This window comes from Sorangium sp. So ce295 (assembly GCF_051527405.1).
Taxonomy (GTDB): Bacteria; Myxococcota_A; Polyangia; order Polyangiales; family Polyangiaceae; genus Sorangium; species Sorangium cellulosum_B.
On sequence record NZ_CP150324.1, the window covers coordinates 6174425 to 6196771 of the forward strand.

At 71.4% G+C, this 22347-nt stretch carries 12 protein-coding genes; 3 read left to right on the forward strand and 9 right to left on the reverse strand.

What is annotated here, in order from left to right:
* Window positions 1–17 precede the first annotated feature (17 nt).
* Both WMF11_RS23325 and WMF11_RS23330 read right to left on the reverse strand, forming a co-directional pair.
* On the reverse strand, window positions 18–4025 hold the full coding sequence (locus WMF11_RS23325) for a chemotaxis protein CheB (protein ID WP_437978972.1): 4008 nt from the start codon (window positions 4023–4025) through the stop codon (window positions 18–20).
* 261 nt (window positions 4026–4286) lie between these two features.
* Entirely contained in the window at window positions 4287–5438 is a 1152-nt protein-coding gene (locus WMF11_RS23330) for a lysylphosphatidylglycerol synthase domain-containing protein (protein ID WP_437978973.1), read from the reverse strand.
* 311 nt (window positions 5439–5749) lie between these two features.
* Here WMF11_RS23330 and WMF11_RS23335 point away from each other — a divergent pair, with 311 nt between their 5' ends.
* Window positions 5750–7042, forward strand: a complete 1293-nt coding sequence (locus WMF11_RS23335; protein WP_437978974.1) for a PAS domain S-box protein — start codon at window positions 5750–5752, stop codon at window positions 7040–7042.
* 53 nt (window positions 7043–7095) lie between these two features.
* On the opposite strand, the gene WMF11_RS23340 is transcribed toward WMF11_RS23335, so the two are convergent.
* The 4 genes from WMF11_RS23340 to WMF11_RS23355 all read right to left on the reverse strand — a co-directional run bounded on the left by WMF11_RS23340 (window position 7096) and on the right by WMF11_RS23355 (window position 12187).
* Entirely contained in the window at window positions 7096–8016 is a 921-nt protein-coding gene (locus WMF11_RS23340) for a hypothetical protein (protein WP_437978975.1), read from the reverse strand.
* A 153-nt stretch (window positions 8017–8169) separates the two neighbouring features.
* The gene (locus WMF11_RS23345) at window positions 8170–8988 is read right to left on the reverse strand and encodes a HugZ family protein (protein ID WP_437978976.1); all 819 of its coding nucleotides are present in this window, start codon (window positions 8986–8988) and stop codon (window positions 8170–8172) included.
* Between the two features lie 59 nt (window positions 8989–9047).
* On the reverse strand, window positions 9048–10877 hold the full coding sequence (locus WMF11_RS23350; RefSeq protein WP_437978977.1) for a radical SAM protein: 1830 nt from the start codon (window positions 10875–10877) through the stop codon (window positions 9048–9050).
* A gap of 26 nt (window positions 10878–10903) precedes the next feature.
* Complete coding sequence (locus WMF11_RS23355) at window positions 10904–12187, reverse strand: glycoside hydrolase family 1 protein (RefSeq protein WP_437978978.1); 1284 nt, start codon at window positions 12185–12187, stop codon at window positions 10904–10906.
* 58 nt (window positions 12188–12245) lie between these two features.
* Here WMF11_RS23355 and WMF11_RS23360 point away from each other — a divergent pair, with 58 nt between their 5' ends.
* On the forward strand, window positions 12246–13022 hold the full coding sequence (locus tag WMF11_RS23360) for a tetratricopeptide repeat protein (RefSeq protein WP_437978979.1): 777 nt from the start codon (window positions 12246–12248) through the stop codon (window positions 13020–13022).
* A gap of 417 nt (window positions 13023–13439) precedes the next feature.
* On the forward strand, window positions 13440–14690 hold the full coding sequence (locus WMF11_RS23365) for a zinc-dependent alcohol dehydrogenase (RefSeq protein WP_437554912.1): 1251 nt from the start codon (window positions 13440–13442) through the stop codon (window positions 14688–14690).
* Window positions 14691–14742: 52 nt separating this feature from the next.
* Here the strand turns inward: WMF11_RS23365 and WMF11_RS23370 are convergent, their stop codons facing one another.
* The 3 genes from WMF11_RS23370 to WMF11_RS23380 all read right to left on the reverse strand — a co-directional run bounded on the left by WMF11_RS23370 (window position 14743) and on the right by WMF11_RS23380 (window position 22182).
* The gene (locus WMF11_RS23370) at window positions 14743–20436 is read right to left on the reverse strand and encodes a sensor histidine kinase (RefSeq protein ID WP_437978980.1); all 5694 of its coding nucleotides are present in this window, start codon (window positions 20434–20436) and stop codon (window positions 14743–14745) included.
* Window positions 20437–20744: 308 nt separating this feature from the next.
* The gene (locus tag WMF11_RS23375) at window positions 20745–21644 is read right to left on the reverse strand and encodes an STAS domain-containing protein (RefSeq protein ID WP_437978981.1); all 900 of its coding nucleotides are present in this window, start codon (window positions 21642–21644) and stop codon (window positions 20745–20747) included.
* A gap of 28 nt (window positions 21645–21672) precedes the next feature.
* Window positions 21673–22182, reverse strand: a complete 510-nt coding sequence (locus WMF11_RS23380; RefSeq protein ID WP_437910656.1) for a hypothetical protein — start codon at window positions 22180–22182, stop codon at window positions 21673–21675.
* Window positions 22183–22347 lie beyond the last annotated feature (165 nt).

Sequence of the window (22347 nt, forward strand, 5' to 3'; positions counted from 1 at the left end):
GCGAGGAGGCATGGCGCTCAGGAACGGCCCGTCGGGCGAGCGCTTCCGGCGCCGCTCTCGCCCGTCGCCGGCTCGCCTTCGGCGAGCAGCCGCTTGAGCGTCCCGAGATCGACGGGCTTCACGAGGTGCTCGTCGAACCCGGCTGCACGCGCCCTCTCTCGGTCGCCCTGCTGCCCGTAGCCGGTGAGCGCGATCAGATAGACGTCCTTGTGCTGGGGTTTCTCCCGGACGCGGCGCGCGAACTCGAGGCCGTCGATCCCCGGCAGCCCGATGTCCACGATGGCCACGTGCGGGAGCACCTCGTCCATGAGCTCGATCCCCGAGATCCCGTGAGACGCCGAATGACACTCGAACCCGGCGCGCGCCAGGAGCGCGCAGAGCGCCTCGCGGCCGTCGTCGTTGTCCTCCACGACGACGACCCGCGATCTCCTGGGGAAGTTCGCGAGGAGCGGGCCGCGCGCCGCCTCGTTCTCGGATGACGGCTCGGAGATCGGCAGCCGCACCTCGAACTCGCACCCCTTGCCCTCCCCGTCGCTCCGCGCGCTCACGGTGCCGCCATGCTTTTCAACGAGGCCTCGGACGAGGGTGAGCCCCACGCCGAGCCCTCCCGCCGATCGGTCCAGGGTGCGGCTCGATTGCACGAAGAGCTCGAACACCGTGTCGAGCATGTCCTTCGGGATCCCGACGCCATCGTCCTTCACGCGGACCACCGCGTGCCCGTCCAGGCGCTTGGCCTCCAGGGCGACATGACCCCCTCGCGAGGTGTACTTCGCGGCGTTGTTGAGCAGGTTCACGTGGACCTGCTGGAGCCGCGCAGGGTCGCCCTCGACCCAGATCGGCTCGGGATCGACCACGACCGAGAAATCGACGCCGCGCGTGTCCATGAGGTTCTTGACCGCATCGGCGGCGTCCTTCACCACCGTGCCGAGATCGAGCACGCGCTTTCGAAGCTCGATCTTGTTCTGCGTGACGCGGCTCGCCTCCAGCAGATCGTCGAGCAGGCGCGCCATCTGCGCGGACTGACGCTCGAGGATCTGGACGACCTTCTCGTCGAGCCCGGACGCGCCGTCCGGCGCGGAGCAGTCTTCCTTGAGCAGCGCCGTGGCGTGGACGATCGCGCCAAGGGGGTTGCGGAGCTCGTGCGACAGCATGGCGAGGAACTCGTCGCGCCTGCGCACAGCGTCCTTGATCTGCTCCTCCGATCGCTTCTGCGCGGTGACGCTCCGGAAGATCCCGATGATACCCACGATGTGGCGCGCCGCATCGATGAGCGGGAGCCGCGTGACGAGGTCCCACTCCACGAAGCCGTCCTGCCGCACGCGCTGCTCCAGCTTGTAGTGCTGCGCCTCGCCGGTCCGCAGCACCACCTCGTCCTCCTGGTGAACGGCGAGCGCCGCCTCGTACCCAGGCAGCTCGAAGCCGGTCTTCCCCGCCGCCTCGCCTGGATCGGAGAGGCCGAGTCGCTCCGCCATGGCGTGGTTCGTGCGAATGAACCGGCCGCGCGCGTCCTTGAAGTAGATCGCGTCGGGCACGCTGCGGAGCAGGCTGTTCAGGAGATAGCGCTCGTGGAAGAGCGCGTCCTCCGCCGCTTTCAGGCCGCTCACGTCGATGAGCGTGAGCACGACCCCCGCGATGGTGCCCTTGGCGCGGTAGGGGAGGATGCGAAGGAAGAACGAGCGACCATGCCGGTCGCGCAGCTCGCGCTCCACGCGCTCCCCCGTCGCGAGCACGCGCTTGAGATCCGCGGTGAGCTCCGGGTGATCGACCGCATACGTGAACGTCTCGATCGGCCTGCCGACGTCCTGCAAGAGCAGGTTGAAGCTCTCCGCGATCTGCGGCGTGAACTTCCTGATCTTGAGCTCCCTGTCGAGGAAGATGGTGCCGATGTCCGTGCTCGACAGGAGGTTCTCCATGTCGTTTCCGAGCTCGGTGAGATCGGCGATCTTCCGCTGGTACTCCGCGTTCACCGAGTAGAGCTCCTCGTTGACGCTCTGGAGCTCCTCGTTCGTGCTCTGCAGCTCCTCGTTGGAAGCGAGGAGCTCTTCGTTCGCGGCCTGCAGCTCCTCGTTGCTCGCCTCGAGCTGCTCGGTCATCGCCTGCAAGGTCTGCTTCGTGTGCCCGAGCTCCGCCTCGAGCGCGCCGAGCTGCTCGCGCGACACGTCGTCCAGGTCGATCTCGATCTCCGGCATCGCCGCCCGCCGCGGCGCCCCGTCGATCGCCTCGAAGGTGATGAGGACGTGGGGCAATGTGCCTCGCCGGCTCTCGACCCGGCGCATCGTGATCTTGTAGGTGCCGCCCTCCGCTTGCACCCCCTTGAACACGATCGCCGTGCGCTCCTTGATGACGCGCCGGAGGCCCCCTGTCAGCACCATCTTGAGGTCGCAGTCCAGCATCTCGAAGGCGTCGAGCCCCTGTCTGCCGTCCTTGACCTTGAGGAACCGGCTCGCGCCGCCGAACGCGTGGACGAGCTCCCCGGTGTCAGTGACGAGGAGGCTCGGAGGCATGAACTCGTCGAGCAGCGCGTCGTAGGTCCCGAGCAGGTGCGACGGCGGGTGGCGCGTGACGGGCGCGGTGATCCCCGAGCGCGGGGCGCTCCGGGCCTTCGGCGACACCGGCTGGAAGCGGGGTTCGACCTGCATCCGCCGGTCGCTGTACTTCCGGTAGATCCGCCATTGCTTGTCGACGATCTCGAAGTCGTGCGCGAGTTGCCCCGGCGTCTCGCTGGGCCCGAGGAAGACCACGCCCCCGCGGTTGAGCGCGAAGTGAAAGAGGCTCAGGACCTTCTGCTGCACCGGCGGCTGAAGGTAGATGAGCATGTTGCGGCAGCTGATGAAGTCGACGCGCGTGAACGGCGCGTCCTTGATCACGTTGTGGTGCGCGAAGACCACCGCCTGGCGGAGATCCGGGACAACCTGATAGCTGCGTCCGCGCCGGATGAAATGCCGCTCGAGCCGCTCGGGCGAGACGTTCATCACCGCCTCTTCCTCGTAGAGCCCGCGCGTCGCGACCTCGAGCGATCCGTGGTGCACGTCGGTCGCGAAGACCTTGAACGGGCGGTGGCCGATCCGGGAGGTGAGCTCGTGGAGGAGGATGGCGAGCGAGTAGACCTCTTCACCCGTCGCGCAGCCGGCGACCCAGACGCGGAACGGAGCGTCGCGCGGCCCCGCTCGCAGGAGATCGGGGAGCACCGAGCGCTCGAGGATGCCGAACGCCTCCTCGTTCCGGAAGAAGCGCGTCACGCCGATGAGGAGATCACGGTAGAGCACGTCGAGCTCGCTCGACTTGCTCCTCAGGCGCTTGACGTACTGTTCGATATCGTCCGTGTGCGCGAGCTGGATCCGCCGCTCGATGCGCCGGGTGACGGTGCTCGGTTTGTAGTGCGTGAAGTCGATGCCGAACTGCTCCTCGAGCATCCTGTAGACCGCGCTCATCCCCTGATCGACGCTGGCCGCGTCCCGCTCCGGCCGGCGCCCCTTGGACCTCACGTGATCGAGGAGGACGCGCGGCATGTCCTGGGGAGGCAGGACGCAGTCGGCCACACCGGCGTCTCGCGCGGTCTTCGGCATCCCATCGAACTGCGCGCTTTCGACGTCCTGCACGACGACCAGCCCGCCCGCGTCGTGGACCGCGCGGATCCCCCGTGACCCATCGCTGCCGCCCCCGGAGAGGACCACGGCGATCGCCCGCGGGCCGCAGTCCTGGGCGAGGGATCGAAAGAACACGTCGATGGGCAGCGCGAGCTCCTGGTCGCGATCCCTCTCGCTGAGGAGGAGGAGGCCTCCGGAGATGATCATCTCCTTCTTCGGCGGGATCAGGTAGACGTGGTCGGGCTCGACCAGCATGCCGTTCTCGACGAGGTGAATGGGCAGCTCGGTGCGGCGCCCGAGGATCTCGTCCATCAGGCTCTTGAAGTCCGGCGACAGGTGCTGGACCACGACGAAGGCCATCCCGCTCTCCTTCGGGATGTTCGCGAAGAAGTGCTCGAGCGCCTCGAGCCCCCCCGCCGAAGCGCCGATTCCTACCACGTAGGGCGCTACTTCTGGCCGGACTGTGCGAATCCTTGTCTTTGTGGCGTCGCGCACCTCGCGCTCGGTCGACATGACCGACCTCGACGGCAGCAAGCGTGCCCAGGCTGTGGCCGCTGGCGAGCGCCTTCACAGGGGCCAAAATCCCCTGAATTTCGGCGGTGGGCGGACGTCGAACGTGTGACAAATTGCCTCACTGCGCGCCCCATGTGGTGGTCTTGCGGCGCGGCGACGGCCTCGTCATCTCGTCACCACACCGTCTCATCCTCTCGTCGCATCGCTCCCCGTCATGGGGGCGGGCGCCGGGCGGAAGGCCGCCCGGCCGCCGAAGAACACGAGCAGGCCGAGCGCTATCCACACGAGCTCCTTGGCGCGCTTGATGAGGACGAAGGCGGCGCCCACCGTGGCGGCGGCAGGCACGCCGAGCGCGGTCAGGAAGGCGACATAGCCGGCGTCCTGCACGCCGAGCCCGGCAGGCACCATGAAGGCGGCGGCGCGGAGGAGCGCGAGGACGACCTCGAACGAGAGGACCTCGGAGAGCGAGACGTCGACCCCGAGGAGCCGGAGGAAGAAGTACGTCTCCGCCCCCTCGGCGAGCCACATCCCCAGCAGCAGCAGCGCCGCCGCCGCGAGCGCCGAGCGACGCTCCACGAGCGCGGCCGCGTGCCGGTCGGTCGCGGAGAAGGCCGCCTCTCTCGCCTCGACATAGGCCCTCACGCGCTGGCCGGGCAGGCGCTTCAGCCAGGCGAAGATCCGCGACGCGACCGTGCCCGAGAGGAGCGCGCCCCCGAGCGCGAGCGCCACGGCGAGCAGGCCGAGCCCCGAGAGGACCACGAGCCACGGGAGCCACGGTCCGCCGATCAGGGGGCGCGAGGCGCGCTCCAGGTGGTTAAAGCCGAGCGCGAGGGCGATCGCGACATACGCCGCGTTCGCGAGGACGATCAGCGCCCTGCGCGCCGCGATGCCGGCGACGGCCTGCGGCCCCGGGATCCCGCACCACCGGTGCAGCAGATAGAACGTGACCGACTCGGAGAGGGCGGCGCCGACGGGGACGCTCATGGTGAGCGCCTCGGTCGACAGCGTGAGCGCGAGATACCGGGAGAACGGCGCGTGGCGGCCGGACGCGGGGTTGCGCGTGCGCGTGCCAAAGACGCGCCGGCTCGCTTCGGCCTGGAAGAGCCGCGCGACGAGGTTGGGGACGAGGGCGAGCGCCATCATCGGCGCGGACGCGGAGGCGATGAGCGCCGCGACGCCCGGGAGATCCGCGCCGCGCATCGTGCTCCAGAGCGCCGCCGCCGCGACGGCGACCCCGAGCCACCTCAGCGCGACGGCGCCCGCGCCCGGGCGGGATCGCGCCCCGGGGAGAGGCTCATCGTGGGCGTCAGGGGCAGCGTCAGGGGCAAGAAGAGTCATCGCACGTTCGCGCTCCGGCGCCGGCCGAGGGCCTGAGGTCGAGCGCTCGTATCGCGCAGGCGCGTCCCGCGCTGATGTCATGGGCGCAACGCCGCGGCGACACGTCGCGGCACGCCGTGAACCGCGCGGAAGTGCGTCGAGCTCGTCCGCTCCGGTCGAGCGCGCCCGGCGCGCCCGGGCAGCCGACGAGCGCGCGGCGTGACGCCGGGATCGGCTATCTTCCTGGTTCGTTGGAGACGCGCGGGAGGGGCGAGCGGCTCCTCGGCGGGGTGGGAGGGGGGGCGGTCGGAAGGATGGAAGGAAGAGCGAACGTGGAGACGGATCAGGACAGCATCGAGCGGCTCCGGGCGGAGAACGCCGGATTGCGCAAGGAGATCGACAGGCTCCATGAGCAGCTGGGGCGCCAGGAGGAACGGACGCGGCTGATCCTGCAGGCGGCCGGCGAGGGGTTCCACGTCGTCGGGATGAACGGCGAGATCCTCGACTGCAATCCATCCTTCGCCGGCATCGTGGGTTACGACCGGAGCGAGCTCCTGACGATGAACATCGGCCAGATCGACCCGCGGCCGCCGCACGAGGTCGTCATGGTCATCGAGGAGATCAAGGCCAGGGGGTCGCTCCGCTTCCTCGCGAGGCACCGCCACAAGGACGGCCACCTGATCGACGTCGAGGTGAGCTCTCACCTCGTCCAGAGCGGTGATGAGCAGTTCTTCTCGGCCTTCTCGCGCCCCCTCACGGAGCAGCTGAAGCGCGAGCAGGCGCTGCGCGAGAGCGAGCAGAAGTTCCGGGCGATCTTCGACGAGACGTCGATGTTCATCGGCCTGCTCACCCCGCAGGGGGACCTGATCGAGCGCAACCGGACGATGGCCGATTTCACCGGGGCGCGGCCGGGCGAAGCGCACGGCGGGCCGCTCTGGCAGGCGCCGTTCTGGGTCGGCGGAGCGAGCGCAGGGGAGCGGATCAGGGAGTGCGTCCGCCGGGCAGCTTCGGGCGAGCCGTCCTCGTGCGAGGTGAAGATCCACGGGCCCGGCGGGCGCGTGGCGACGCTCGACCTCAAGATGAAGCCGATCCTCGACACGCTGGGCCAGAGCGTCCTCCTGATCGCCGAGGGGTACGACGTGACCGAGCTCCGGCGGGCCGAGGCGGAGCGCGCGGCGCTTCAAGCGCAGATGATCGACGCGCAGGAGGCGACCATCCGGGAGCTCTCGACGCCGCTCATCCCGCTCGACGCGGGGATCCTGGTGATGCCCCTCGTCGGGCGGCTCGACCGGGTGCGCATCGAGCAGCTGCTGGAGCGCCTGCTCCAGGGGGTGGTGGCGCAGCGCGCGGCCACGGTCATCCTCGACGTCACCGGCGTGGCGGTGGTGGACGCCGAGATCGCGGACTCGCTGATCAGGGCGGCCCAGGCGGTCAAGCTGCTCGGCGCGGAGGTCATCCTCACCGGCGTCGGCCCCGAGGTGGCGCAGACGATGGTGGGTATCGGCATCGACCTCCGGGAGATCGTCACGCTGAGCTCGCTCCAGAGCGGGCTCCACCACGCGCTGGGGCGCTCGCGCCGCGGCGGAGGGAGGAGAGCGAGCGGCCCGCGGCGCCGCGACGGGTGACGGGCTGCGGACATCCTGGCCGGCGAGGCGTCGCCGTCAGGATCGCGCTCGGGTCAGCGGCGGATCGGCTCGGCGAGCCAGCGCACCAGCGCATCGCCGTCGAGATCGAGCAGGGCATCGTCGAAATCGCCCAGCCCGGTGGCCTGTGCGCGCTCGACGATCGAGCGCTCCTCCTCGGCTGTGGGCCGCCGCCCGACCCGCCGTGCGAAGAGGCGGCCGAGCAGCTGGGCGATGGCCTGCTGCTCGGCCTCCCGCACGCGCTCGTCGAGGGCCTCTCTCATCCACGGTACGGTCCAGAGCAGGTCCTTCTCCGTTTCCCTGTCGTCCATCAGCATGACGATCTCCTTCCGCAGATTGTGCCCCCAGGGGTCGATGGCGGCCATGACGAGGAGCGCTGTATATAGCTCGACCCGCTCCTCGCCGGTCGCCACCCGCGCGTGGATCTCCGCGACCACCTCCCGCATCCCGGCGGTGGTGGCGTCCCGGGCAAGCGGGGCGAACACGAGCCAGAACACGCTGCCGCGCGCCCTGAGCTCGGCGACCGTGCGCTGGTAAACCGCGTCGATGCGGAAGCGCGCGCCGCTGAACCGCCGCTCCCGCCAGGCGGTGCGGCGCGTCCCTGTCGCGGGCAGGCGCTGCCTGCGGCCCGAGAGGACCACGGCGACGCTCTCGATGGGCGGCACCGGCTCTCCGGGGGCCTCGCGCCGGAGCGCGGCGAAGAGGAAGCCCAGGTACTCGAACATCTGGTCGGGCACGTCCTCGCGCCAAGCGAAGCAGAACTCGACGTGCAGCACGCGCAGCTCGCCGCCGACGCGCAGGCGCAGCGCCTTGTCGAGGCGCCGCTCGAGCTTCGTGACCTGCGTGTCGATCCAGCCGAGGACCTCGACCGGCCTGCCCTCGGGGACAAAGACGCGCGTCAGGTCGCCGGGGCACCTCCGGGCGATGTGGCGCAGCGTGATGTCGGCGTCTCCCATGGAGCGCGACCTCGGCAGATCGCGTACCAGGGAGCGAGTCGCCGAAATCAGCCGGGTGCCAGGGGACGTGGCGCGCTCCGGGGCTGGCGCCGCCATGGCGGACGGCGGCCTCACACGCGCCGGAGGGGCAGGGCGCGCCCGCGCGACGCGTCTCTAAGCGGTGCGGCCGCGCGCCTCGCGGACCAGCGCCACCATGGCCTTCCGCACCTCGTCCGTCGCCGAGACCGGCGCGCCGAACGGGAGGCGCGTCGCCTTCGGCCCCGCTGGCGTGATGACGTCCAGCTCGAAGCCGTAACGATCGACCGAGGTCATCGTGGCGCCGGTGGCGTCCTTGATGCCGGCGAGGACCTTCGCGTACGCGAGGACCGCGTCGGCGTGATCGGTGTTCATGTGCTCGAGGATGCCCGCGGCGTCGGCCGCGAGCGGATCGGGCTCGGCGGCCGCGTACGCGTCGGCCTCGACCCAGGACATGCGGCCGAAGCCGCCGACGTAGCGGATCGACACCGGGTCGAGGCGGTAGAAAGAAAAGTCCGTGAAATCCACGTAGTACGACGCGCGCGGGTGCGTCGCGAGGAAGCTCGTCCGGGCGGCGGCCGCCTCCGCGCCTTCGAGGGGGCGGCACGGGCCGATCAGGGTCATCCGGCCGAGCGCGAGCGGGTCGGCCAGGCCCTCGGCCGGTTCGGCGAGGAGCAGCGACGCCTCGGCGCGGACCTTGAGGTTGCCTGTGTGCTCGGCGAGCGCCGAGAGCAGCAGCAGCGGGCGCCCGTGCGCGTCCACGGTGACGGCGACGAGCGAGCCGTACGGATAGCCGGCGGGATCCCGCGCGAGCGTGCACAGCGTGGCGGCGCGGGCCCGCTGCGCCAGCGTGCGGCAGCGCTCGGCGTGGCTCGGCGCCTTCGCGCCCTGGAGAGGGGGGTCCGCCGCCGGCTCCGGGCCGGCGCCGGGGCGGCCGTGGTCTGTGCTCGTCGACATGGAAGGGCGGGTAGCACGCCGGGAGGGCCGGAGGAACCGGGGCGCTGCGCGGCGCGGCGCTACGAAGGCAGCACCCGGAGCCGCCCGCGCTGCGCCGCTGCGTCGCGGCCGGCGGCCTCGTCCGCGCGCGGCGGCGCCGGCCGCGCCACGGCCTGCGGCCACACGGCGAAGTCCTCCGCGAGCGGCCCGGGGAGCGCCGGCTGCGCCGTCCGCTCCAGGAGCTGGAAGTCGCAGCGCGCGACGAGATCGAGCGGGAGCCCCTTGCCCGGCCCGCCCTTCGCGAACCACGCGCGCGCCGCCTGGACGTTGCGGATGAGCACGGCGTGCTGCGGGTCGCGCTTCGCGGCCGCCGTGAAGTGATCCTGCATCGCCTGCCAGTCGCGCCGGCCCGCCGCGACGCACGCGAGCGCGTTGAGCGCGAGCCCCGGCAGCGGGTGGCCGAGCTCCAGCGCGCGCGCGGCGTGCCGCTCCGCGAGGTCGAGCTGCCCCGCGTCGAGGTAGGCGACGCCGAGCTCCAGGTGCGCCGCGTGGTGATCGCCGAGGAGCTCGAGGATCGCCCTGCGCTCCCCCACCCCCTCGCGGTAGAGCTCGCGCAGCCCCTTGTTCTGCTCGAACCAGGCGCTCATCAGCGCCGTGTCCTCCTCCGAGGCGTCGAACGGCGTCTTGAGCTCCTGGAAGTCGCCGCGGAAATAGACGTCGCGCTGGAGCCAGCCGGCCGCCTCGGCGTCGTCGAAGTCGCGCGTGCCCGGGTAGATGGACAGGCACGAGAAGATGTACTGGTGCGGCCTCGCCGCCTCCAGGAACGCGAGCGTCTCCCGGAACGTCTCCGCCGTCTCGCCGCGGTTGCCCAGCATCATGTAGTAGCGGACCTGGATCCCGTACTTCTTCGCGAGCTCCGTCGACTCGATGATCTTCTTGACCGTGATCTTCTTGTCGATGTTCTTCAGGATGGACGGCGACCCCGACTCGACGCCGAGGCTCAGGCGCTGGCAGCCGGCGAGGCGCATCTCGCGGAGCAGCTCCTCGCCGAGCACGTCGACGCGCGTGTCGCAGCTCCACAGGAAAGAGATCTTCCGATCGCGGATGCCGCGGCAGATCTCGATGACGCGCTTGCGGTTCGTCGTGAAGGTGTCGTCCTTGATCTGGACCATCTTCACCGGCAGCTTCGCCACGGCGGCCTCGATGGAGTCGAGCACGTAGGGCACCGACTGGCCCCGGAAGCCGCGGCCCCAGGTCGCCTCGGCGCCGCAGAACGTGCACGCCCAGGCGCAGCCGCGCGAGGTCATCACGATGTGCGTGGCGAAGTGGTCGTGCGGCGACGCGAGCGCGTCGAGCTCCTCGATCGCGGGCCGGGGCGGCCCGAGCTCGACCCGGCCGTCGACGCGGTACGCCGTGCCGGGGACGCCGAGCGCGGGCCGGCCGGCCTCGAGGCGATCGAGGAGCTCGAGGAACGAGTGCTCGCTCTCGCCGAGCGTCACCGTGTCGATCTCGGGGTGGTGCCGCAGCATCTCGGCCGCGAGCGGGGTCGCGTGCGGCCCGCCGACGACGATGTGCGCCCCGGGGTGGAGCCGCCGGATGCACCGGGCGGTGAGCGCCACGCCGCGCCGGTTCGCGGTCCAGCACGACAGGCCGAACACGTCCGCGCCGAGCTCGCGCACGACCCGCTCGACCTGCGAGAACGGGTACGACGAGAGGTTCAGCACCTTCACCTGGTGGCCCGCGCGGAGCGCCTGCGCGCCCAGCGAGAAGAGCCCGTACGGGGTCTGGTGGAAGTCCGGGTCGAGGTCGCCCTCGCGGTACTCGGCCGGCGGGCCGTCGCCGCTCGTGTCGGGCGCCTCCCCGGGCGCGGGGATCTTCCAGGGCGGTGGGTAGAGCAGCGCGATGCGCATCGATCCTGCCTTTCCGGTGCCGTCCGTCACGCGGGCGCGGCGCCGCGAGAGCGAAGCGCGCCGCCCGGGCCGTCTGCCTCGACGCTGCGCGCGCGCGCGATCCGGGCGTAGAGCTCGGCGCTGGGCCGCAGGCTGCGCTCCTGGGTCACGCGGTCGACCTCGACAAGCCCGAAGCGCGGGGCATAGCCCTCGGCCCACTCGAAGCCGTCGAGCAGCGACCAGTGCATGTACCCGCGCACGTCGACGCCGCGCTCGATGGCCCGCGCGACCTCCGCGAGGTGCCGCACGAGGAACCGCGGGCGCTGGTCGTCGTCGGCGTCGGCGATGCCGTTCTCCGTGATGTAGATCGGGACCCGGGCGCGGGGCCACCAGGCGTCGAGCACGTAGCCGAGCCCCTCCGGGTAGATCTCCCAGCCGAGATCGCTGACCTCCGCCCCCTCGGGGACGAGCCGCCGGAGGAACCCGGCGCGCGCGTGCGCCGCCGAGAAGCGGACAAGGTCGCGGCTGTAGTAGTTCACGCCGAAGAAGTCGTGCAGGCCGCTGTCGCAGACGGCGCGCGCGAACGCGTCGTTGAACAGCCGCTCGAAGAGGGCCGCCCACATGCGGTCGGCGAGCCGCCCGAACCGCTCCGGCTCGATGACGCGCAGGTGGTGCGCGACGCCGACCGAGATGGAATGCCCGCGCCGGCCCGCGGCCTCGTGCATGGCGCGGTACATGGCGGCATGGGCGCGGAAGAGGTTCTGGTGGGCGCGCACCGCCTCGACGGGCGAGCTCCGCGCCGGCGGCCAGACGCCGAGCAGGTGGGCCTGCAGGGCGAGCATGTTGGGCTCGTTGATGGTGACCCAGAGCTGGCACAGGTCGCCGAGCGCCTCGACGGCGCGCTCGGCGAAGCGCGAGAGGAGCGCCGGCAGCTCCAGCGAGAGCAGGCCGCCCCGCTGCGCGACCCAGCGCGGCAGGGTGACGTGATGGACGGTGACCATCGGGGTGATCCCGGCGTCCCGGTGCGCGCCGAGCACGTCCCGGTAGTGGTCCCACGTGGCCGGATCGAACTCGCCCGGCTCCCGCTCGACGCGGGCCCACTCGATGGAGAGCCGGTGCGCCCCCATACAGAGCCGCGCCTGGAGCGCGACGTCCTCGCGGAAGCGGTGCAGCTGGTCGCACGCGTCGTCCGGCGTATCGCCGCCGCGGACGCGCCCCGGCTCGCGCGCGAACGCGGCCCAGTCGCTCTGCGCGCAGTGCCCCTCGACCTGTGTGGCGGAGGCGGCAGTGCCGAACAGGAACCCGTCCGGGAAGCGCAGATCCTCACCCATGAGCGCGCATCCTACGCGAACTCGCGCCGGGCGGCTGCCTTCCGGAGCAGCCGTCCGATTGCTCGAGGGGCCGGGCGCCGGTACGCTCGGCCCTGTGTGCGCGGCGCGGTGCGTAGAGGCGGGGGGCGCGCGCCCCCGAAACAGCGCGCGAGCGCGCGCCCTCGCCGCCGCCTCGCTCGCCGCGGCGCTGCTGCACGGGGCCACGCCGGCCCGGGCGGACGGGGTCGGCTGGGCGACGGCCCAGGCCGCCGAGCTGACGCGCCAGGCCGAGGCACGCGCCGCGGCCGGCGAGGCCGATGTGGCGCTGCGGCGGTACCTGGAGGCGGTCCGCTTCGACGCGACCTACGGCCCGGCGTACCTGGGGCTGGGCGCGCTGTACGAGCGGGCGGGCGATCCGCGCGAGGCGGAGCGCGCGTACACCGTGGGGCTGGACCACGTGAGCGGCTTCGTCGAGGGCCACCGCGCCCGGGCGGCGCTGCGGTCGCGCGAGGGGCGGCGCGAGGAGGCGATCGCCGATCTGGAAGCGGCGGCGGCGCTCCGGGGCGACGACGGCGAGCTGCTCCAGGAGCTCGCGGCCGCGTACGTGGCGGCGGGCGCGCTGCCGGCGGCGCTCGGCGTCGCGCGGCGGCTCTCGGCGCTCGCCGCGCGGAACGGCGATCGCGCCCTCGCGGCCGCGGCGACGACGCAGGCGCGCGCGCTGTCGGTGCTGGTCGGCGAGGCCGATCCCGTGCGCGCCGGCGGCGCCGATCGCGGCCCGGTCCGGCGCGCGCTCGCGCGGCACGCCGCGGCGCCTGCGCGGGGGAGCGCGGCGGATCGGCGGCGCGAAGGGCGGTGATGCCACGACGGCGGCCCGGCGGCCGGTTCGGCCACGGGGCGCGGCCAGCGGCGCGGCTCGCTTGACCTCCTTCCAGGTGGGCCGCCTGCGGCTGAGAGCCTCTTTCCACGCCAGCGAGCCCGGATAACCGGGCTCCCCTGCGGCGGGCGGCCTCGGACGGGGCAGATTGTCACGATCGCCCCACTGCCCGAGGAGCAGCGCGCCGCGGATGCGAGCAGCGCGCCGGAGCCGGATCTCCGGGCGATGTCCCGCTGGCACCTCGGTTGCTGCCCTCCGCGCCGCGGTTGCACGCGCAGGCTGGCACGGGATCGGCACGGACACGCGGCGTTTAGAACCCCGGACATCTCTGCAGAGCGCGGCGGCCTGTGCCTCTCGGCCGGCCGGCGCGCCGCCCCTTGAGGGAGAAAGCGAGAACCCATGAAGGCGGTAGTGTTTCACGGCGTCGGCGACATCCGGATGGACGACGTCAAGGAGCCGAAGATCAAGGAGCCGACCGACGCGATCCTCCGGATCACGGCGAGCGCCATCTGCGGGACCGATCTCCACTTCGTCCGCGGCACGATGCCGGGGATGGTGCCGGGCACGGTCCTCGGCCACGAGGCGGTCGGCGTCGTCGAGGAGCTCGGCGCCGACGTGCGGAACCTGAAGAAGGGCGATCGCGTCGTCGTGCCCTCGACGATCGCGTGCGGCTACTGCTCGTACTGTCGCGCCGCGTACTACGCGCAGTGCGACAACGCGAACCCGAACGGCAAGCACGCGGGCACGGCGTTCTTCGGCGGCCCCGCCATGTCGGGCCCGTTCGACGGGCTGCAGGCCGAGCTCGCGCGCATCCCCTTCGCGGGCGTCGGCCTCGTCAAGCTGCCGAACGGGGTCAGCGACGACCAGGCCATCCTGCTCTCCGACATCTTCCCGACGGCGTACTTCGGCGCCGAGCTCGCCGAGATCAAGCCAGGCGACACGGTCGCGATCTTCGGCTGCGGCCCCGTCGGCCTGTTCACGATCGCGAGCGCCAAGCTCATGGGCGCGGGGCGCATCCTCGCCGTCGATCGCGTGCCCGACCGCCTTGAGATGGCGCGCGAGCAGGGCGCCGAGACCGTCGACTTCTCCGCCGAGGACCCGATCGAGGCCATCCTGCGCCTCACCGGCGGCATCGGCGTGGACCGGGCGATCGACGCCGTGGGCGTCGACGCCGAGCGCCCGCACGAAGGCCCCGCCCACAAGGAGGCAAAGCAGCAGGCCAAGGCGTTCGACCTCGAGGTCAAGCAGATCGCCCCCAACGCGCGGACCACCGGCGACGCCTTCCGCGCCGGCGACGGGCCGTCGCAGGTGCTGCAGTGGGCCGTCCGGTGCGTGGCCAAGGCGGGGACCATCGCCGTCATCGGCGTCTATCCGCAGACGTCGCGCACGTTCCCCATCGGAGAGGCCATGAACAAGAACCTCACCCTCCAGATGGGCAACTGCAATCACAGGAAGTACATCCCGAAGCTCGTCGACCTCGTGCAGACCGGCCAGGTGGATCCCACCACGATCCTCACCAAGAAAGCGCCCCTGGAGTCGGCGATCGACGCCTACAAGGCCTTCGACCGGCGAGACGCCGGGTGGGTGAAGGTCGAGCTCCGCCCGTCGCGGGCGGGGGCGCCTGCCCACCTGGACCGCGCCGTCGCGTAGCCCGGCGCCGCCTGCGCAAGGAGGCGCCGCGCCCACCCCCTGAACGCGGCGCTCAGCTCGGCAGAGCGCTCGGATCGACGGTGCGCGGCGGCCCAGCGCGCGGCAGCTCCACGATGAACGTGGCGCCGGCGCCGGGCGCGCTCTGGACGCGGATCGAGCCGCCGTGCGCCTCCGCGATCCTGCGGCTGATGTACAGGCCGAGCCCCAGCCCGCCGTAGTGCCGGTGGGACACGGCGCGCTCGAAGCGCTCGAAGATCCACTCCTGGCGCGCCGGATCGACGCCGATCCCGTGATCCCTGACCGAGAGCCACGCTATCCCGGCCTCCTCGCCGAGGACGACCTCGATGGGCTTGCCCGCGCCGAACTTGATCGCATTGGCGAGGAGGTTCGTCACGATCTGATCGACGCGAGAGCGATCCCAGCGGCCCACGATGCGGCCGCCGTCCCGGAGCCAGACCGAGCACCCGGCGCGCTCCAGATCCAGCCTGAATCGCGCGACCACGTCGTGGGTGACCTCCCTGAGGTCGACCTCGGCGACGCTGAGCCTCAGCCGAGCCGCGTCGATCTGCGAGACATCGAGGAGCTCGCTGTTCAGGCGGGTCAGGCGCGCTCCCTGCCGCAGCGCGCGGTCGACCTGCCTGCCCATGGCCTGCGGGTCGCAGAGGCGACCCGACCGGATGCCCCGATCCATCGCCTCGAGCGTGAGCGTGAGCGACGTCATCGGCGTGTTGAGCTCGTGCGTCGCCACGGTCAGGAACTCGTCCCGCATCCGGACGGCCTCCTGGGCAGCACGGTAGAGCCGCGAATTGTCGATCGCCATCGCCGCCCGGCGCGCCACTTCCTGGACGAACTCGAGATCGGCGTCCCCGTAGCGGCGCCCCGGCGCGGACGAGACGACGTTGAGCACCCCGAGCGGTTGTCCCCGCGCCACGAGCGGCACGGCGACGGAGCTACGTGCCCCGAGCTCGCGGAGGAGCCTCGCGTGCCCGTCGTCCTCGGCGTGTCGTCGGATGACTTCGTCGGAGATCTCGGGGAGCAGGAGCGGCTCACAGCTCCTGAGAACGCTGGCCGCCGGGTGGGGCGAGTCCCGGCCAGGAGGGTATCGCCGCCGTAACTCCGCGAGCAAAGGCTCCTTCGCGGGATCTCTGTGGGCCCAGGCCGCGGGCCGGGTCGCTCCACCTTCCACGACGTCGATGATGCACCAGTCGCAGAACGATCGCACCGACAGCCGAGCGAGCCGCGACAGCGTCTCCCCATCATCGAGCGACCCGGAGAGGATCTCCCCGGCCTCGGCCAGGAAGGCCGCGCGCCGCACGGCCATCTCTGCCGCGGTCCGCGCGGACTGCTCCTTCGAGAGGAGCCGCGCGTTCTCCAGGGAGATCGCCGCCTGCGAGGCGAGGAGCGAGAGGGCGGTGAGCCGTTCCGGCGTGAACGCGCCCGCGAGGAGGTTGTTCTCGAGGAAGAGCAGGCCCACCACCTCGGCCCGCCTCAGGATGGGCATGCAGAGGAGCGATTTGGGCCGATTCCGCGCGAAGTAGGCGTCGCCGGAGAACCTGCCCGCATCGGCGGCCGCGTCGTGCAGGATGACACGCTCCTCGGTCCGCCACACGTAGTCGACGAGCGACGAGGGGAGACGCTGCGAGGAATCCACCGGCCCCGACTCGAGGGTGCTCACCACCGCCCCTCCTTCCTCGATCGCGGCCTCCGCTTCGATCGAGAGCCTTCCGTCCTGACTCAGGAGGATGCAGGCCCTCTGCGCGCCGCCCTGCTCGAGCACGACCTCGAGCAGCGTGCGCAGGAGCCTGTCGAGGATGATCTCGCCCGAGATGGCCTGTGAGGCCTTGGTCACCGAGAGCAGGTCGATTTGCTCGGGCCGAGCCGCGAAGGTGGCCGTGAACGGGCTGGGCCCCGGCTCGCGGAGGCGCGGGTTCTGCCCGTCGATCTGCGTCACCTTGCCGCGGGCGCCCCAGCGGGCATAGCAGGTCCGCGCGTCGCCGAGGTAGGTGTCGGCGAACCTGTCGAACCCGTGTGATCGGTAGAACCGAGACGCGACCTCGCAGGCGACCGCCTCGTTGTGGACGAAGCCGCTATCGCGCGCCGAGCGGATGGCCTCTTCGTAGAGGCGCTCGGCGTCGAGGAGCCGGCCCTCGATGCGCGCGATCTCGGCGGCGATCAGCGCCGCTCGGTTCCCGAAGTTCTCGGGGCAATTCGTCGCCCATCGCTCGAGCTGGTGGTGGTGGGCGACGATGGCATTGAGGTGCCGGGGCCGCTCGTCGCTGGTCGCCGCGTCGTGGTGAGCCGCCCGCGCGAGCGCGCCATAGAAATGGTACTCCGCCGCCTCGAAGAACGCTGACGACGACGGGAGGAGCTGCTCTGCCCTCGACGCCGCCTCAATGGCGGAGGCGTGGTCGCCCGCGTAGAAGCGCGCTTGCAGCTTCCGGATCCAGTACCAGCAGGCGGCGACCGTCAGGGTGGGATCGCTCATGACGTGCTGCTCGAACCGGCCCTCGTCGAACTCCGCGTCGTTGAAGGTGGAGAAGTCCGACGAGAGGCCCCGGAGCGTCCGGATGAGCCGCCGGTTTCCGGTGTAGATGTCGACGATGAGATGGAACCTCGCCCTCCGCGCGAACTCGAGCTCTCTCTCGGCTTCGCGCTGCGCCTCGTCGAGCGGATCGCCGCCCGAGAGCAGCAGCGAGACCAGGGAGCTGCCGGTATAGGCCACATACGCGAGGTCGCCGGTCTCCTGCGCCACGTCGCGGGCGCGCCGCATGAGCTCGACGCTGGCGTGCAGGTGCCTCGTCCAGGGCAGGACCATGAACGCGAAGGTCGCGTAGACGCGGGCCTTGAAGCGGAGCAGCCCGTGCTTCTCCACCAGATCGAAGCCCAGCTTGCCGAAGCGGTACGCCGCCTGGTAGTCGCCGAAGCGCGGGCCGAGGCACGTGCTGAGGTAGACGTAGGCGAAGGACGAGGCGTCGCTGTTGCCATACGCGATGCCGAGGTTCACGGCGCGACCCAGGATGAGGGCGAGCAGGTTGGCATCGGTGAAGAGCGCTGGCGCTATGGTCGACGTGAGGACGTCCACGGTCGCCCGCGAGGCCGGATCGGTCATCGGGGGCAGGTCGATGAGCTCCTCGATCGAGCGGCTCCCGAGCCGCTCCCATAGCCCCTCGTATTCCCGCTGGACCTCCTCGTCCGTCGGGTGCGGCGACCACGCAACGCCGACGCGCCGGAGGTATTCAAGGCACGCGCCGACAGCGCGGTCGCTCCAGTTCAGGGTCGTGAAGAGCTCAACGCGCTTGCGCGCGACGGCGGCCGCCTCGACGAGGTCCCGCGCGCGGCGCCAGAGCGCGGAGAGCCGCTCCTCCGCCGCCGGGGCGCCGGTGACGATCTCGCACTCGGCCAGGTGGAGCTCGATCGCGAAGGCGAGCTCGTACCGCGTGTCCCAGCCCTCACCTCTGAGAAGCTCGGCGGCGACCGTGAGATAGCTCAGCGCCGAGGCGTAGGCCGTGGCTCTCCTGGCGCGCTCGCCCGCCACGAGGTTGAGCTCGGCCACGCGCTCGCGCTCTTCCCGCGCCGTGATCAGCGCGGCGCCGCGGTTGAGCTGGTTCACGATCTCGAAGATCTTTTCTTCGATCTCCTCGGGCGGCGTCCGCGACGAGAGCAGACGGCCGATCCCGAGGTGCATCACCGCGCGCTCGTCCTCCGGGATGAGCGAATAGGCCGCCTCCTGGACACGGTCGTGGAGAAACTTGTACGCGCCGTCCGTGCGGACGACGAGCCCTGCGCGGACGGCCTCCCGGAGGACCGCGTGCAACACCCCCTCCGAGCGGCCATGGACCATCGACAGGAGCGCGACCTCTGCGGCGTGTCCCAGACAGGCGAGCTGCTTCAATACCTCCTGGGTGCTGGCAGGGAGCCGCATGAGCTTCCCGACCATCAGGGCCACCACGTTGTCGGTGAAGCCCTTGGCGCGGATCTTCGTGACGTCCCACCGCCAGGCCTCTGCGTAGACGTCGAACTCGATCAGGCGCTCCTCGTGGAGCGCCATGAGAAACTGGATCGCAAAGAAGGGATTGCCGGCCGTCTTCTCGTGGACGAGATCCGAGAGCGGCGCGGCGTCCTCGCGGCGGCAGTGGAGCGTGTCGCTGACGAGCGCGGCGAGGTGCTCGCGGGAGAGCGGGCCAAGCACGATCTCCCGGACGCTCGCGCCCCCCTTCCTCATCTGATCGAGCGCCAGCGTCAGCGGGTGGGAGCGGGTCACCTCGTTGTCGCGGTAGGCACCGATGACGAGCAGACACCGCGTCTCGGGGTGCGTCATCAGGTCGTCGAGGAGCCTGAGGCTCGCGGGATCGGCCCACTGGAGATCGTCGAGAAAGAGCGCGAGGGGGTGCTCCTTCCGGGTGAATACCCCGATGAAGCGCCGGAACACGACGCGGAACCGGCTCTGCGCCTCGGCCGGCGGCAGCGCGGCGACCGGCGGCTGCCGCCCGATGACGAGCTCGACCTGCGGGATCACGTCCACGATGAGCTGTCCGTTGACCCCGAGGGCGGCGAGCAGCCGCTCCCGGACGACCGCGAGCCGCTCCTCGCTCTCGGCGAGGAGCTCGAGCGCCAGCTCCCGGAAGGCCTGGACGATCGTCGAGTACGGGATATCGCGCTTGTGCTGGTCGAACTTCCCCGAGAGGAAGAATCCCCGCTCGCGGACGATCGGCTTGTGCAGCTCGCTCACCAGCGCAGACTTGCCGATCCCGGAATAACCAGAGACCAGGACGATCTCCGGGGCTCCGGTGCCGACCACGCGCTCGAACGCGGACAGCAGCGCGGCGACCTCGTCCTCGCGGCCATAGAGCCTCTGAGCGATCTGGAAGCGGCCTGAGACGTCGCGCTCGGCCAGGGGGAACGGATCGAGCCTGCCATTGGCCCGGAGCTCGGCCAGGCACCGCTCGAGGTCATGCTGAAGGCTGCTCGCGGTCTGGTAGCGATCCTCCGCCATCTTGGCCAGGAGCTTCAGGACGATCGCGGAGAGGATCTCGGGCAACTCCGGGACGAACGCGGAGGGCGGCCGCGGCTCGCGGGCGACATGGCAGTGCACCCACTCCGGTGGGTCCCGCGCCTCGAACGGCAGGCGCCCGGTGAGCATCTCGTAGAAAGTGACGCCGAGCGCATAGAGGTCGGCGCGGCTGTCGATCGCCCGGTTCATGCGCCCTGTCTGCTCCGGAGACAGGTAGGGCAACGAGCCCTCGATGAGCCGGGGAGGCCCCGCCGGCGGCGGCTCGCGGGAGAGGCGGGACGCGAGGCCGAAGTCGGCGAGCTTGACCTGGCCGGTGGCCGCGTTGACGAGGATGTTCTGGGGCTTGAGATCCTTGTGGAGGATGCCCCGCTCGTGGAGCGCCGCCACGCCGGCCACGATGCGGACCGCGAGCTCCAGGAACCGCTCGGCTGGCATCGGCGCGCCGATGAAGTGATCGAGCGACTCGCCGCCGAAATCCTCCAGGACGAGCGCTGGCAGCCCCTCGTAGGTCTCGAGGGCGAGCGGCTTCACGATGGCCTCGTGATTCAGCATCTTGCCGATCGCGTACTCGTTCTTCAGGCGCTCGACGTCCTGCGGGCGGCTGCGCTTCGGGTCGATGATCTTCAAGATCACCGAGCGGCCATCGGAGCGCCGGACCGCGCGGAGCAAGCTGGTCCTCAGGCCCTCGTGGAGGGTCTCGACGATCGTGTATGGCGAGGGGGCGCTCATCCCCATGGGGAAGGCACTCCGTGAAGCGCTGGCGCCCGGACGCCTGGCGGCCCCTTGGGGCTGCCGTCGGCGCCGGAGCGCTCGAGTCCGCGCGCCTCGCCGAGACGACGCAGCCACACGACCGGCGTGAGCCCATGACGCCCGCCGGGGACCGCATTCTCTGTCACGGCCTCCCACGATCGTGCCACCCCGGCACCCCCTCTATCGATAGGTACCACGGGTCAGGCCCGGCAGTTCCGCGGTGCACGTCGCGGGCCCCGACGAGCAGGGACCTGCATGCGGGCCGCTGCCTTCGCGAGCGCTCGCCGCGGCGATCAGGCGGGCTTCGCTGCGCGCCGCGCTGCGGCCGGGGCACGCTGCCGGTCAGCGATCGCGGCCTTCAGGCCCGCCCGCAGGTCCCGGAAGGTCTCAACGCCCGACCAGTCGAGCCCGAGCCGCGTGAGCGCCTGCGCCATGGCCGGCGAGATGCCCACGAACGAGCACGCCGCGCCGAGCAGCCGCGCCGCCCGGACGGCCTTGAGAAGGTAGCTCGAGACGACCTCGTCCGTGACCGACACGCCCGTCACGTCGAGGATCACGCGGTCCGACGAGGTCTCCACGACGCTGCCGAGCAGGCTCTCCAGGATGAGCGACGATCGCCGGTGGTCGATGGTGCCGACGAGCGGCAGGACGAGCACGCCTTCCCAGACCTGGATCACCGGCGTGGAGAGCTCGAGCAGCGCCCGCTCCTGCTCCTCGACGAGGCGAATCTTCCTCTGCAGCTCCTCGGTGCGCACGAGGACCGCGCCCTCGGCCTGCCGCTTGCTCTCGAGGAGCGCCCGCTCGGCCTGCTTCTCTCGCGTCACATCGCGCAGCTCGACGAGGATCAGCTCCTCACCCGCGGCGCTCACCTTGCACGCGAGCACCTCGAGGTCGACCGCGCGGCCGTCCTCGCGCGCGGCGCGGCAGGTGAACCGCTTGCGCGCGCCGCCGAGCACGTCCGGCCACGCCCGCCCGAGCGGCTCGAGCGGGTGCCCGCTCGCCAGCGCCCCCCCGCGCATCGCCAGCGCCTCCGGCCCGGCGAGGCCGTCCCCGAGCAGCTCCCGGATCCGCGCGTTCGCGAACGCCACATCGCCCGTTCCGCTGTAGACGAGGACGCCGTCGCGGATCGCGTCGAGCACGCCCCGCAAGGCCTCGAGCGCCGCGCCCTCCCCCGGCGTGTCGCGCTCGGTCATGCCGGAGCCTCGCGCGCGGGCTCCGCGCTCACGCCGCCCCCGGCGGGTGGGCCCTGCGCAGCCAGGCCAGCGCCTCCTCCTCGGAGAAGAACGCGGCGATGCGCGCGTCGTCCTCCGCGAACCGGCTGGCGGCGAACTCGTGGTTCTCGACGACCTGCTCCGCGCCTTCCGCGGCTGCCGTGGGCAGGAGCGTCGCGACCCGCTTCAGCCCGGCCGCGTAGGCCTTCGGCATGATCTCGTCTCGCTGCCAGTCGTTGATGCCGTCCCAGCTCGCCTTGCAGTCGCGTATGTCGATGAGGCACAGCGGGCCCCCGCACTCCAGGAAGACCTCGTAGAAATGACCGCCGATGATCTCCTTCATCTCCTCGTCGAGCGGCGTGCCATACCAGCGCGCCACGAAGACACCGGGGATGCGGCCAGGCTTCTCGATGCGGTGGATGCGCTCGCCAACGACGTTGAACGTCTCCACGACGTCGCCGTCCTGCACGACGCGGATGCCGGTCCGGGTCTCGATGGGTCTCTTGAGTGTCTTGGTCATCGGATCTCCCCCACCCCCCCTGCCACCCAGATCCCCCCGGAGCGCCGCAGGAGGCGTCTGGGCATACCTATCGAGAGCGACCTCTCCGTCGCAAGCGCCTTCGGGCCCGCGCGCGGGAGCTGCCGGTGTCCTTGTGAGACAGCCCATGAGCGAGGCAGTCGATGA